The organism is Pseudomonas sp. BW7P1, from assembly GCF_024981055.1.
Classification (GTDB): Bacteria; Pseudomonadota; Gammaproteobacteria; order Pseudomonadales; family Pseudomonadaceae; genus Aquipseudomonas; species Aquipseudomonas bananamidigenes.
Map to the genome: position 1 here is coordinate 3,128,047 of NZ_CP103374.1, position 13,615 is coordinate 3,141,661.

At 62.9% G+C, this 13,615-nt stretch carries 10 protein-coding genes and 1 tRNA gene; 7 read left to right on the top strand and 4 right to left on the bottom strand.

Features of this window, described 5'->3' with window-relative positions:
• Positions 1 to 42: 42 nt before the first annotated feature.
• From NWV16_RS13930 to NWV16_RS13945, 4 genes are all read right to left on the bottom strand, one after another.
• Positions 43 to 1,386, bottom strand: a complete 1,344-nt coding sequence (locus tag NWV16_RS13930; protein WP_260519503.1) for a cation:proton antiporter — start codon at positions 1,384 to 1,386, stop codon at positions 43 to 45.
• A 60-nt stretch (positions 1,387 to 1,446) separates the two neighbouring features.
• Positions 1,447 to 2,058, bottom strand: a complete 612-nt coding sequence (locus NWV16_RS13935) for a Yip1 family protein (protein WP_260519504.1) — start codon at positions 2,056 to 2,058, stop codon at positions 1,447 to 1,449.
• A gap of 91 nt (positions 2,059 to 2,149) precedes the next feature.
• Positions 2,150 to 3,007 carry an SDR family oxidoreductase gene (locus NWV16_RS13940; RefSeq protein ID WP_260519505.1) on the bottom strand — a complete coding sequence of 286 codons (858 nt, stop codon included), beginning with the start codon at positions 3,005 to 3,007 and terminating at the stop codon, positions 2,150 to 2,152.
• Between the two features lie 91 nt (positions 3,008 to 3,098).
• Positions 3,099 to 4,253 (bottom strand): MalY/PatB family protein, encoded by a 1,155-nt coding sequence (locus NWV16_RS13945; RefSeq protein WP_260519506.1) that lies wholly within the window; start codon positions 4,251 to 4,253, stop codon positions 3,099 to 3,101.
• 219 nt (positions 4,254 to 4,472) lie between these two features.
• On the opposite strand from NWV16_RS13945, the gene fdnG reads away from it, so the two are divergent.
• The 7 genes from fdnG (at position 4,473) to NWV16_RS13980 (ending at position 13,528) form a co-directional block, all read left to right on the top strand.
• Positions 4,473 to 7,538, top strand: coding sequence for a formate dehydrogenase-N subunit alpha (fdnG, locus tag NWV16_RS13950; RefSeq protein ID WP_260519507.1), 3,066 nt, complete (start codon positions 4,473 to 4,475; stop codon positions 7,536 to 7,538).
• Between the two features lies 1 nt (position 7,539).
• Positions 7,540 to 8,475 carry a formate dehydrogenase subunit beta gene (fdxH, locus tag NWV16_RS13955; RefSeq protein ID WP_260519508.1) on the top strand — a complete coding sequence of 312 codons (936 nt, stop codon included), beginning with the start codon at positions 7,540 to 7,542 and terminating at the stop codon, positions 8,473 to 8,475.
• The gene (locus tag NWV16_RS13960) at positions 8,472 to 9,125 is read left to right on the top strand and encodes a formate dehydrogenase subunit gamma (RefSeq protein ID WP_260519509.1); all 654 of its coding nucleotides are present in this window, start codon (positions 8,472 to 8,474) and stop codon (positions 9,123 to 9,125) included. Before fdxH ends, NWV16_RS13960 begins: the two co-directional genes overlap by 4 nt.
• 3 nt (positions 9,126 to 9,128) lie before the next feature.
• Positions 9,129 to 10,055, top strand: a complete 927-nt coding sequence (gene fdhE, locus NWV16_RS13965; protein ID WP_260519510.1) for a formate dehydrogenase accessory protein FdhE — start codon at positions 9,129 to 9,131, stop codon at positions 10,053 to 10,055.
• Positions 10,056 to 10,103: 48 nt separating this feature from the next.
• Positions 10,104 to 11,510, top strand: a complete 1,407-nt coding sequence (selA, locus tag NWV16_RS13970; RefSeq protein ID WP_260519511.1) for an L-seryl-tRNA(Sec) selenium transferase — start codon at positions 10,104 to 10,106, stop codon at positions 11,508 to 11,510.
• Positions 11,507 to 13,426, top strand: coding sequence for a selenocysteine-specific translation elongation factor (selB, locus tag NWV16_RS13975; RefSeq protein WP_260523524.1), 1,920 nt, complete (start codon positions 11,507 to 11,509; stop codon positions 13,424 to 13,426). The genes selA and selB overlap by 4 nt, the downstream gene beginning before the upstream one ends.
• Positions 13,427 to 13,432: 6 nt before the next feature.
• Positions 13,433 to 13,528 (top strand) — tRNA-Sec (locus NWV16_RS13980).
• Positions 13,529 to 13,615: the final 87 nt, after the last annotated feature.

Consider the following 13,615-nt stretch of genomic DNA (forward strand, 5'->3'; position numbering starts at 1 on the left):
AGGAATTTTGATATTTCCGTGCGGGCTGGCGTCTTGCAGTGATCATGTTTCCTGTTTCTTTCGCTGCTCGTAGCGGGTGAGGACGGGCTGTGTGCTGATACCGTGCAGCAAAATGCTCAGGGCCACGACTGACAGCGTCAGGTCTGTGCACTGGCTGGCCAGACTGTCGCCGAGCCCGTGATTGAGGGCGTAAAACAGGTAGAACAGGCTACCGATGCCGCGAATGCCGAACCAGCCGATCAACATCCGCTGACGCCTTTTCAGCAGCGCTCCCCATGGCATCGATGCAACGCAGGCCGGGCGGATGACGAAGAACAAAATGCCGCCCACCCACAATGCCCGCCAGTCCCAGTGTGCGGCCAGTACCACGCCAAGCAACGTGACCAGAAACACTTCCATTGCCCGCTCGACCAGACTGCCGAAGGCGAGCATGTCGCCCATCATGATCCCGGCGGCCACCTGACTGTCCTCGAGCCGTTCGGTATCGCCATGCACGGCGTGTTGCGGTTCGACATGCTGATGACCCACCACCGGTTGAACCAGGTGCTCGGCCGGCGGCTCACTGGCGCCGGTGGATTTCACTTCCTCCTGACGCAAGCCCAACCCCGCGGCAAACACCGACAGAAAACCGTAGCCGCCCAAGGCGTCGGCCCCCACATAGGCCAGTGCAATCAGGGCCAGCGTCAGGTAGTCGTTGGGGCTCACGGTGCTGTCTTCATTGCGGATCTGCAGGGCGAGGGTGATGCGTCCGATTCCGCGCCCCAGCCAGTACCCGGTGAGCAATCCGGCGGGAACGGCCCAGAGTACGTCACGCGTTACCCAGTGACTCCACTCGGCTGCCAGGCCATCACCCTTGAGCCACAACAGCCCGAGGATCACAAAGGGAAAGGCAATGCCGTCATTGAGCCCGGCCTCACCCGACAGCCCGAAGCGCACGCTGTCGATGTCCCGAGCGTCATTGACCTGTACCAGCGAAGCCAGCACCGGGTCGGTGGGCGCCAGGATCGCCCCGATCAATAACGAGGGCCCCCAGCCCAGGTTCAGTCCGTAATGCAGCAACAGGCTGACGCCGATGATCGTCAGCACCATCACCGGGCCTGCCAGGCCGAAGGCGATCCGCCAGCGCTTGTCGCGCAGCGGCAGGCGCAGCTTCAACCCGCAGACGAACAGCGAAAACAGCACGGCGACTTCGGTCAGATGCTCCATCCAGGAGGACGCCTGTTCCAGCGGCAGCTTCAACAGGTCGAGACCGCCCGGCCCGATACCGATGCCCAGCAGAAGACACACGGCCGATGTCGTGACCGGCAGCCAGCGCAGGTAGGACGAGGTCAGCGCAAGAACCAGCAGAACCGCGCCGAGCACGGTGACCCAGATAATGAAACTCATGGCTCGTGGCTCGTGCTGACAAGCGTTGCTGTGTCCCGATGCCAACGCATCGCGAAGGCCTTAGCCAACGGTCGTACGCAAGTATTCGGGTGTGAGCACGTTGAACCACAACAGGATCATCGAGACCAGCAGGGTCACCAGCACCAGCAGCGCGACACCCCACACACTGGCTGAATAGAGCAAGCCTTGCTCCTTGCGTTCGTGCATGAAGGTCGGCAGCCCGACGAACAGCAGGAACGTCGAGTACATCGCCGCCGCACCCAGTACCAGTACCGCCAGCCAGCGGCTCGGCCAGAGCCCGGCGATACCCGCCAGGAAAAACGGGGTGACGGTGTACGCCGCAAAGCCGATGCACTGGTTGAGCGTGGGGCGGGCATCGAAGGTCCGTGACATCCAGCGGATGAAGCCCCCGATGATCGCGACGCCCAGGACCGTGGTGACATACAGCAGAATGCTCAATTGCAAGGCGCTGGCGGTGCTCAGCCTGACCGTTTCGCCTGCCGCCAGGCTCCAGCCGACCGACGTCGTGCCAATGAACAGACACACGGGTGGAATGAGGGCCAGCAACAGCAAATGAGCCATGTAGTGACGCGGGTGCACCTCTTCTTCGCGGCGGATGTCGGTCCACGCAAAGTTCGGCTGGGTGAAAAGCTTGACGATAGGTGCGGACATGGCGACCTCCTGATCTTTCGTGGCGCGAGAGCGGGCCTTAAAGGTATTGAGAGGCCGTCCTGTTCGACGGTTCACTTTTTCCGCCCACCGTTCAGAGCATCGGCTTGCCGCCGGTCACCCCGTAGCGCTGGCCGGTGATATAGCTGGCTTCATCCGATGCCAGCAGCACGTAGATCGGCGCGACTTCCACCGGTTGCCCGGGGCGACCGAGCGGGGTCTGTTCGCCGAAGTGTTGTACTTCTTCGTCCGGCATGGTCGAGACGATCAGCGGCGTCCAGATCGGCCCGGGCGCCACGCAATTCACGCGAATGCCACGGGGACCGAGCATTTGCGCCAGGCCACCGGTGAAATTGGCAATCGCACCTTTGGTCGTGGCGTAGGCGAGCAGGGTGGGTTTTGGCATGTCCGAGTTGACTGAACTGGTGTTGATGATGGAGGCGCCACGCCCCATGTGTTTGAGCGCCGCCTGACACAGACGGAAAATGGCCGTGATGTTGACGTCGAAGGTCATCAGCCATTCGTCATCGGGAATTTCTTCGAAGGTTTCGTGGGTCATCTGGAACGCGGCGTTATTGACCAGCACATCGATACGGCCGAAGCGTTCGACAGTCTGATCCACCAAGGCCTGGCAATGGGCTTTTTGTGCAATATCGCCGGGCAGCAGCAGACACTGGCGACCGGCCTGTTCGACCCAGCGCGCGGTTTCCTTGGCATCTTCGTGTTCGTTGAGGTAGGCGACCGCCACGTCGGCGCCTTCGCGGGCGAAGGCAATGGCCACGGCGCGACCGATGCCACTGTCGGCGCCGGTGATCAGGGCGATCTTGCCGGCGAGCCGGCCGGAGCCGGTGTAGTGTTGCTCACCGCAGTCGGGGTACGGTTCCATCTTGCGCTGGGAACCGGGTACGGCTTGCGTCTGTTGCGGGAAGGGTGGAACGGGATAATCAGTCATCGTCAATCTCCAGGCTTTATGGCAGGTGTGGCCGGTTGACTCGGCACCTTTGCCATGAGTTCGATCGGATTGACGATGACCTCTACGGGATTCAGGCCCGGCGTTCGGCCAGACTGCGCTCCATCCGCGCAAGGCCTTCTTCCAGCAATGAACGCGGGCAACCGAAATTCAGGCGCACGAACTGCTGGCTTTGGTCACCGAAGTCGATGCCCGGGCTGAGCCCGACCCGAGCCTGTTCGAGAAAGAACTGCTGCGGATTGTCCAGCCCCAGCGCCGAGCAATCGAGCCACGCCAGATAGGTGCCCTGCGGCACATTCATCGATACACCCGGCAGACGGCTGCGAACGGCCTCGACCAGATAATCCCGGTTGGCCTGCAGGTACTGTTTCAGCTCCTTCAGCCATGGCCCCGCTTCGCTGTAGGCCACGCGCGTAGCCTCCATACCCAGCGGGTTGACGCTGTCGACCATGCCGCAGCGGGCGTGGTTGACCCGTTCGCGCAGGGTGGCGTCCTGAATGATCATGAACGAGGTCTTGAGGCCGGCAATGTTGTAGGCCTTGCTTGCCGACATCAGCGTAATGGTGCGGCGGGCGATGTCCGGGCTCAGGGACGCGGTCGGAATGTGCACGCGACCGTCGTGGCACAGCTCGGCGTGGATTTCGTCGGAGATGATCCAGGCGTCCTGCGCCATGCAGATGTCCGCCACCGCTTGCAGTTCTTCGCGGTCGAAGACCTTGCCGATCGGGTTGTGCGGGTTGCTCAGCAGCAGGGCGCCGCCACCGGTCAGGGATTCACGCAGTGCCTCCAGCGGCGTGGCGTAGGTGCCATCGGCTTGCGGTTTGAACTCCAGCTCGACCTTGTTCAGGCCCCAATGGCCCGGAGCATGGCGCAGCGGCGGGTAGTTCGGGGTCTGCACCACGACGTTCTGCTGCGGCTGCACGAGCGCCTTGAGCGCCATGTTGAAACCCGATTCGACGCCCGGCAGAAAGATCAGCTCCTGGGGTTTGACCCGCCAGGCGAACTTGTTCCAGAGGTCGGCGACGATGGCTTCGCGCAGATTGTCCCGGGCCACGCTGTAGCCTACCAACGGGTGCAGCAGACGCTGTTGCAGCGCCTCGATGACCACCGGCGGTGCCGCGAAATCCATGTCAGCGACCCACATCGGCAACACGTCGGCCGGATAACGGCTCCATTTGGTGCTGCCGGTGTCGTGGCGGTCGAATACCTGATCAAAATCGAAAGTCATGCGAGGTCTCTGAAGGCGGAGAGGAGTCGTGCCGGCGATGATAAACCTCCATCCCCTGCGGGTGCGAACTTGTGACCGATGAATGGCCGACGGTCGGTTTTCACACCGCCAGCCAGAGCGTTGTCTACAGTGAAAAGGGCGGCACTTGTCTGCCGCCACCGTGATTGTCCAGAAAAAACCCGGCTCGAGTACCGGGTTCCACCTGATCAGGAGTGCACGATGGATCTCAGCCGTCGTCAGTTCTTCAAGGTCGCCGGTATCGGCCTTGCAGGCTCTAGCCTGGGCGCGTTGGGCATGGCCCCTCTGCCTGCCTTCGCCGAGCAGGTGCGCCACTTCAAGCTTGCCCACACCCATGAAACCCGCAACACCTGCCCGTATTGCTCGGTCGGTTGCGGCTTGATCATGTACAGCCAGGGCGATGCCGCGAAGAACGTTGCGCAAAACATCATCCATATCGAAGGCGACGCCGACCACCCGGTCAACCGCGGCACCCTGTGCCCGAAAGGCGCCGGCCTGCTCGATTTCATTCACAGCCCGGGCCGCCTGCAATACCCGCAGGTGCGCAAGCCCGGCAGCAGCGAATGGACCCGGATCACCTGGGACGAAGCCCTAGACCGCGTCGCCGACCTGATGAAGGCCGACCGCGACGCCAATTTCGTCGAGAAGAACGCCCAGGGGCAAACGGTGAATCGCTGGCTGACCACGGGGTTTCTCGCGGCGTCGGCGGCGTCCAACGAAGCGGGTTACATCACCCACAAGGTGGTGCGCAGTCTCGGCATGCTGGGGTTCGATAACCAGGCGCGTGTCTGACACGGCCCGACGGTGGCAAGTCTTGCCCCGACGTACGGCCGTGGAGCCATGACCAATACCTGGACCGATATCGCCAACGCGAACCTGATCCTGGTGATGGGCGGCAACTCCGCTGAAGCGCATCCGTGCGGCTTCAAATGGGTGACCGAAGCCAAGGCGCACAACGCAGCGCGGCTGATCGTGGTCGACCCGAGATTCACCCGTACCGCGTCCGTGGCCGATTACTACGCGCCGATTCGCACCGGCAGCGACATTGCGTTCATGGGCGGGCTGATCAATTACCTGTTGACCGAGGACAAGATCCAGCACGAGTACGTGCGCAACTACACTGACGTGTCGTTCATCGTCAAAGCCGGGTTCGGCTTCGAGGACGGGCTGTTCACCGGTTACGACGCGGCCAGACGCAGCTACACCGACAAATCCAGCTGGGGTTACGAACTGGGCGAGGACGGCTTTGCCAGGGTCGACCCGACCCTGCAGGACCCGCGTTGCGTCTATCAATTGATGAAGCAGCATTACAGCCGCTACACCATCGACCTGGCGAGCCAGATCTGCGGCATGCCGGTCGAGGCGATGAAAAAGATCTGGGAGGAAATCGCCACTTGCTCGCAACCGGGCAAGACCATGACCATCCTTTACGCGCTGGGCTGGACCCAGCACTCGATCGGCTCGCAGATCATCCGTAGCGCGGCGATGGTGCAACTGTTGCTGGGTAACGTCGGCATGCCCGGCGGCGGGGTCAACGCCTTGCGCGGGCACTCGAACATTCAGGGCCTGACCGACCTCGGGCTGCTGTCTAACTCGCTGCCGGGTTACCTGACCCTGCCGACCGACGCCGAACAGGACTACAACGCCTACATCAAGAAGCGCACGCAATTGCCGTTGCGCCCGGGCCAGTTGTCCTACTGGCAGAACTACAGCAAGTTCCACGTCAGCCTGATGAAAGCCTGGTACGGCGCCAATGCGACCGCCGAGAACCAGTGGGCCTACGATTACCTGCCCAAACTCGACATCCCCAACTACGACATCCTCAAGGTGTTCGACCTGATGGGGCAGGGCAAGGTCAACGGTTACATGTGCCAGGGCTTCAACCCGATTGCCGCGCTGCCGGACAAGAACCGGGTGATGGCCGCACTGGCCAGACTGAAATGGCTGGTAGTGATGGACCCGCTGGCCACCGAAACCTCGCAATTCTGGGAAAACGTCGGGCCGTACAACGATGTGAAAAGCGCCGACATTCAGACCGAAGTCATTCGCCTGCCGACCACCTGCTTTGCCGAAGAGGACGGCTCGCTGGTCAACAGCAGTCGCTGGCTGCAATGGCACTGGAAGGGCGCCGACGGCCCGGGCGAGTCACGCACCGACGTGCGGATCATGACCGAGCTGTTCATGCGTCTGCGCCAGCGTTATCAGACCGAGGGCGGGGCCTATCCCGATCCGATCCTCAAACTTTCCTGGCCGTACAAGGTGCCGGAAGAGCCGTCGCCGGAAGAAATCGCCAAGGAGGTCAACGGTTACGCCACCACCGACTTCACCGACGCCACGGGGGCTGCGATCAAGGGCAATTCGCAACTGGCGGGGTTCGCCCAGCTCAAGGACGACGGCAGCACCGCCTCCGGTTGCTGGATCTTCTGCGGCAGCTGGACCGAGGCCGGCAACCAGATGGCCCGCCGCGACAACGCCGACCCTTACAACATGCATCAGCATCAGGGCTGGGCGTGGGCCTGGCCCGCCAACCGACGGATTCTCTACAACCGCGCCTCGGCGGACATGCAGGGTAAACCGTGGGATCCGAAAAAACGTCTGGTGTGGTGGAACGGCAAGGCCTGGGGCGGCACCGACGTGCCGGACTACAAGGCCGACGTGCCACCGGAAGCCGGGATGAACCCGTTCATCATGAACCCCGAAGGCGTGGCGCGATTCTTTGCCGTCGACAAGATGAACGAAGGGCCATTCCCCGAGCACTACGAGCCTTTTGAAACGCCGATCGGCATCAACCCGTTGCACCCCGAGAACAAGAAGGCCACCAGCAACCCGGCGGCGCGGATCTTCGATTCGGTGTGGGACAGCCTCGGCGTGGCGAAGGACTATCCGTACGCCGCCACCAGCTACCGGCTGACCGAACACTTCCACTTCTGGAGCAAGCATTGCCGGTTGAATGCGATTGCCCAGCCGGAGCAGTTCGTGGAAATCGGCGAAGTGCTGGCGAAAGAGAAAGGCATCGTGGCCGGCGACCGGGTACGGGTCAGTTGCAAGCGTGGGTTCATCGAAGCGGTGGCGGTGGTGACCAAAAGGATCCGGCCGTTGCAGGTCAACGGCCAGGTCGTGCATCAGATCGGCATTCCGCTGCACTGGGGCTTCACCGGCCTGACCCGCCACGGTTACCTGACCAACACCCTGGTGCCGTTCCTCGGCGATGGCAATACACAGACCCCGGAATCCAAGTCATTCCTGGTCAACGTGGAGAAGCTCTGATATGGCCAGCCAAGACATCATTGCCCGCTCGGCCACCACCACGCCGGCGCCTTCGGTGCGCAATCAGGAGGCCGTCGCCAAGCTGATCGACACCACCAAATGCATCGGCTGCAAGGCCTGTCAGGTCGCGTGCTCGGAATGGAACGAACTGCGCGACGAGGTCGGCCACAACCACGGCACCTACGACAACCCGCAGGATCTGAGCGCCGAGACATGGACGCTGATGCGCTTCACCGAGCACGAAACCGACGCCGGCAACCTCGAATGGCTGATCCGCAAGGACGGCTGCATGCACTGCGCCGAGCCCGGTTGTCTGGCGGCGTGCCCGAGCCCGGGAGCGATCATCAAGCACGCCAACGGCATCGTCGACTTCGATCAGGATCACTGCATCGGTTGCGGCTATTGCATCACCGGGTGTCCGTTCAACATTCCGCGCATTTCGCAGAAAGACCACAAGGCCTACAAATGCACCCTGTGCTCGGACCGCGTGGCGGTAGGGCTGGAACCGGCCTGCGTGAAAACCTGCCCGACCGGGGCGATTGTCTTCGGCTCCAAGGAAGACATGAAGACCCACGCCGCCGAACGCATCGTTGACCTCAAGAGCCGTGGCTTCGACAACGCCGGTCTCTACGATCCCGAAGGTGTCGGCGGCACTCACGTCATGTACGTGCTGCATCACGCCGACACGCCGAAGATCTACGCCGGGTTGCCGGACAATCCCGCAATCAGTCCTTTGGTAGGGCTGTGGAAGGGCATCAGCAAACCGCTGGGCCTGCTGGCCATGGGCGCGGCGGTGCTGGCCGGGTTCTTCCATTACGTGCGGATCGGCCCGAACCGTACCGAAGAGGATGACCATCCGGAACCCTCCGACACCTCGGTGCATATGGTCGATCCGGCGGTGCACACCTTCGATCCACGCAGGGAGGACCGGCCATGAGCAACAAGACGATCCTGCGCTACACCGCCAACCAGCGTACCAACCACTGGCTGGTGGCGATTCTGTTCTTCATGGCGGGGCTTTCGGGGCTGGCGCTGTTTCATCCGTCGATGTTCTGGCTGACCAATCTGTTCGGCGGCGGGCCGTGGACGCGGATTCTGCACCCGTTCATGGGTGTGCTGATGTTCGTGCTGTTTCTAGGCCTGGTGTTTCGCTTCTGGCGTTCCAACTTCTTCATCGACAACGACTGGAAGTGGCTGCGGCGCATCGACCGGGTGCTGGTCAACGACGAAGAGACCGTGCCGCCGGTGGGCAAGTACAACGCCGGGCAAAAACTGCTGTTCTGGACTTTACTGCTGTGCATGCTCGGGCTGCTGTTCACGGGGCTGGTGATCTGGCGCGCGTACTTCAGTCATTACTTCGGCATCACCACCATCCGCTGGGCGATGTTGCTGCATGCCCTGGCCGGGTTTGTGCTGATCCTGAGCATCATCGTACACATCTATGCCGGGATCTGGATCAAGGGCTCGGTGGACGCGATGCTGCACGGCTGGGTCAGCCGCGCCTGGGCGAAAAAACACCATGCACTCTGGTATCGCGAGGTGGAATCCAGGGATCCACCAGAGCGACCGGTCACCAAAAAGGGCTGACAGTTGCCGACCATTCTTGAACCCGGGGAAATCGAAGCGGCGGCCAGTTCGCCGCCGTTTCTGCACTTGCCGCCGCACAACCTTTTCGCGTTGCGCGCCGAACGTCTGGAACACCTGGCGATCGGTCATCCGTTGGCCGACTACCTGCGTCTGATCGCCGGATTGTGCCGCGTGCAGCAACAAGTCTTCGACGATCCCCCATCAAACGCCCCGATTGATGAACAACGCCTCGAAGTCTGCCGGCAACACGGCATGCCGCCGTTCGCTGCCGACACCTTGATCCGCGAGGACGGCTGGCAGGCGTATCTGGACGCCTTGCTGCAACGCTACGGTGTACCGGAACAACCCGCCGTTGCCGATGCGGTGAGGTCGTTGCAGGCTGCCAGTCCCGGCCAGTTACGGGCCTGGGTGGTGGCGTTGGTGAGCGGCCAGTACTCGCTGGTGCCGGCGGCGCTGGTGCCGTTTCTGGGCGCGGCGCTGCAAACGGCCTGGAGTCATTGGCTGTTGAGCGCACCCAGCCTGCAACTGGTCCCCGGCAACAGCCTCGGCCAATGCCCGGCCTGTGGCTCGCCGGCCATGGCCGGGGTGATCCGTCATCGCGGCAAGCAAAACGGCCTGCGTTATCTGGTGTGCTCGCTGTGCGCCTGCGAATGGCATGTGGTTCGGGTCAAGTGTGTGTATTGCGAACAAAGCAAAGGCCTTGAGTACCTGAGTCTGGAGGATGACCGTCACGCCGCCAATCAGGCGCCGCTGCGGGCCGAGGTCTGTCCGGGTTGCAACAGCTACCTGAAATTGCTGTACCTGGAAAACGATGCCGAGGCCGAAGCGTTGTCGGCGGACCTGAGCAGTCTGCTGCTGGACATGCGTCTGGCCCAGGACGGTTATCAGCGACTGGCACCGAATCTGATGCTGGCGCCCGGAGACGAATGACGCGAGCGTCTACACTCTGGCGCAACGGCTTTTTATCCGGAGCGCCTGATGCCTGCCAGTGTTGCCCAGCGGTTGCCTTCCATCGACAGTCTGTTGCGTCATGACGCCTTTCAACCCGTGGCCGAGCGGCACGGTCGCGAAGCGCTGCTGGCGATGCTGCGTCAGTTGCTCGACGATTTGCGCGAATCGGTCGTGGCGGGGCAACTTTCCGCTGTCGAAATCAGCCCTGAAGCGTTGGCCGGCAGGACTGCCGAGCGTCTGGCCCTGCAGCAGCGCAGCCAGGTGCGGCGGGTGTTCAACCTGACCGGCACCGTGTTGCACACCAATCTGGGGCGTGCCTTGTTGCCGGAAGAAGCCATCGAGGCAGTGCACCGGGCGGCCCGCTATCCGTTGAATCTGGAGTTCGATCTGGCCAGCGGCAAACGCGGTGATCGCGATGACCTGATCGAAGGCCTGATCCGCGAGCTGACCGGCGCTGAAGCCGTCACCGTGGTCAACAACAATGCCGCGGCGGTGCTGCTGACCCTCAACAGCCTCGGCGCGCGCAAGGAAGGCATCATTTCCCGGGGCGAACTGATCGAAATCGGCGGTGCGTTCCGCATTCCCGACATCATGGCCCGTGCCGGCGTGCGTCTGCATGAAGTCGGCACCACCAATCGCACCCATGCCCGGGATTACGAAGCGGCCATCGGCCCGCGCAGCGGTTTGATCATGCGTGTGCATGCGAGCAATTACAGCATCGAAGGGTTTACCGCACGGGTTCCGACGGCCGAATTGGCGGAGCTGGCCCATCGTCATGGCTTGCCGCTGCTCGAGGATCTCGGCAGCGGCAGCCTGCTGGACCTGACCCGCTGGGGATTGCCGGCGGAACCGACCGTGCGCCAGGCGCTGCTCGATGGCGCGGACATCGTCACCTTCAGTGGCGACAAACTGCTCGGCGGGCCGCAGGCCGGGCTGATTGTCGGGCGCAAGGCGTTGATCGCGAAGATCAAGAAGAACCCGCTCAAACGCGCCTTGCGGGTCGACAAGATGACCCTGGCGGCGCTGGAAGCGGTGCTGGGGCTGTATCGCGATCCGGATCGGTTGGCCGAGCGGCTGCCGACCCTGCGTCTGCTGACACACCCGCAGGCCGAGATTCTGGCCCAGGCCGAACGCCTGCAACCGCTTCTGTCCGGTGTGCTCGGTGCAGGCTGGACAGTCTCTGCCGTGACGGCGCTGGGCATGATCGGCAGTGGCAGCCAACCGGTGGCGCGGTTGCCGAGCGCCGCACTGTGCGTGCGTCCGCTGGTTTCAAAACGTCAGCGCGGACGTTCGTTGCTGAATCTGCAAACGGCCTTGCGCGAATTGCCGATCCCGGTGCTCGGGCGTCTGGACGATGACGCGCTGTGGCTGGATCTGCGGCAACTCGATGACGAGCCGGCGTGGCTCGCCCAACTCGGGCAGTTGCAGACATGATCGTCGGCACCGCCGGGCACATCGACCACGGCAAGACCTCGCTGCTGCAAGCCTTGACCGGGCAGTCCGGCGACCGTCGCCCGCAGGAGCGCGAGCGGGGCATGACCATCGACCTCGGTTATCTCTACGCCGAACTGGCATCCGGCACAGGGCTGACCGGCTTCATCGATGTGCCGGGCCACGAAAAATTCACCCACAACATGCTGGCCGGCGCCCAAGGCATCGATCTGGTGCTGCTTGTGGTCGCGGCGGATGACGGCGTGATGCCGCAGACTCGCGAGCATCTGGCAATCGTCGAATTGCTGGGGATTGCTCGGGCGCTGGTGGCGATCACCAAGTGTGATCGCGTCGAGGCGGGCAGGGTGGTAGAGGTTCGCCGGCAAATCGAACAGCTGTTGGCGCCCGGTCCGTTTGCCGCAGCGCCGATGCTGGCGGTTTCAAGTGTGACGGGCGAGGGTGTCGATGAACTGCGCCAGGCATTGTTGCGGGCGCAAAGTGAAGTGTTGAAACGGGGGCGCGAGGGGGGATTTCGTCTGGCCATCGACCGGGCATTCAGCGTTGCCGGTACGGGGATTGTCGTCACGGGCACGGCGTTGTCGGGGATGGTCGCCGTGGGCGACAGACTGATCCTCGGGCCTTCGGGCAAAGCGGTAAGGGTGAGAGGGCTGCACGCCCAGAATCAACCTGCGGAAATGGCATTTGCCGGTCAGCGTGTCGCCCTGAACATCAGCGGTGATCGCCTGGCGCTCGGGCATATCCATCGCGGGCAATGGTTGCTCGCCGAAACGCTGTTCGCACCGACTCAACGTCTGGACATCGATTTCCAGTTGCTGCCCGACGAGACGCGCACCTTCGAACACTTTCAGCCGGTGCATCTGCACCTCGGCACACAGGACGTGATCGCCCGTGTGGCGTTGCTCGAAGGACCTCGGCTGCTTCCGGGCGAGCGCATGTTCGCGCAACTGCTGACTGATGTTCCGGTACACGGCGTGAAGGGTGACCGGCTGATCCTGCGTGACCCGAGTGCCCAGCGCACGCTCGGTGGCGGTCAACTGCTCGATCCGTTCGCCCCGGCCCGGCAGCGGCGCAGCCCCGGGCGTCTGGCGCAGTTGCGAGCCTTGGCCATCAGCCCGGATCTGGAACAGGCGCTGCCAACGCTGCTGGAATACAGCGAAAGCGGCCTCGACCCGCAGCGGCTGGAGCGTCAGTTCAACCGACCGCGTGAAGGCTGGTCATTGCCCGATAACGTCCGCCTGATCGACACCCGCCAGGGGCAGCGCCTGTTCAATGCCCAACGCTGGGGCATCCTGAAATTCACATTGCTGGAGCACCTGGCGCGCTTCCATGAGCTGGAGCCCGACCAGATGGGCCCGGACCGTGACCGATTGCGCCGCTTCAGTGGCCTGAACATCGAGCATTCGACCTTCATCAGCCTGCTGGAAGAACTGCGCAGCGCCGGCTCGCTCACCGCCAGCGGCCCGTGGCTGCACTTGCCGGATCATCAGGTGCGCCTGAATGCGGACGACGAAACCCTGTGGCAGGCGCTGCAGCCGCTGTTCGATCAGACCGGCTTCGACCCGCCCTGGGTACGTGACCTGGCCAGAACCGTGGAGCAGGAGGATGCGACAGTGCGGTTGCTGTTACGCAAACTGGCGCGCCTGGGGGTGATGCATCAAGTGGTGCGTGACCTTTTTTACACCGACATCACCCTGCGGCAAATGGCAGCCCTGCTGCTGCGCCTCGGAGAAGAAAATCCACAGATTCAAGTCACGGCGTTCCGTGATGCGCTAGGCTTGGGACGCAAACGCAGTATCCAGATCCTCGAGTACTTCGACCGCCTCGGCCTGACCCGGCGGATTGGCGAAGGGCGACAGATCCGTTTCGACAACGCGCTGGCCAGTCCCGGCGCCGACTGAGTTCAAGGAAGGCAATCGCGCCCGGTGGCGCGGCCGGGCTTCAAACCCGGTTGGGGACGGCATCCGTTCCCGGGCAGGTTCGACTCCGGCTGCCTTCCGCCAATTATCTGTTCGTATCGAGCTTGAGGGTGCCATCAATAAGCCACTGCCGTAGAATCACCCTTCTTTTCGCTTCAGGTTCGGATGGAT

What these genes read in the sequence shown, in the direction of transcription:
- NWV16_RS13930 (WP_260519503.1), bottom strand. Translation starts at nt 1,386, where the DNA reads ATGAGTTTCATTATCTGGGTCACCGTGCTCGGCGCGGTTCTGCTGGTT.
- NWV16_RS13935 (WP_260519504.1), bottom strand. Translation starts at nt 2,058, where the DNA reads ATGTCCGCACCTATCGTCAAGCTTTTCACCCAGCCGAACTTTGCGTGG.
- NWV16_RS13940 (WP_260519505.1), bottom strand. Translation starts at nt 3,007, where the DNA reads ATGACTGATTATCCCGTTCCACCCTTCCCGCAACAGACGCAAGCCGTA.
- NWV16_RS13945 (WP_260519506.1), bottom strand. Translation starts at nt 4,253, where the DNA reads ATGACTTTCGATTTTGATCAGGTATTCGACCGCCACGACACCGGCAGC.
- fdxH (WP_260519508.1), top strand. Translation starts at nt 7,540, where the DNA reads ATGGCCAGCCAAGACATCATTGCCCGCTCGGCCACCACCACGCCGGCG.
- NWV16_RS13960 (WP_260519509.1), top strand. Translation starts at nt 8,472, where the DNA reads ATGAGCAACAAGACGATCCTGCGCTACACCGCCAACCAGCGTACCAAC.
- selA (WP_260519511.1), top strand. Translation starts at nt 10,104, where the DNA reads ATGCCTGCCAGTGTTGCCCAGCGGTTGCCTTCCATCGACAGTCTGTTG.
- selB (WP_260523524.1), top strand. Translation starts at nt 11,507, where the DNA reads ATGATCGTCGGCACCGCCGGGCACATCGACCACGGCAAGACCTCGCTG.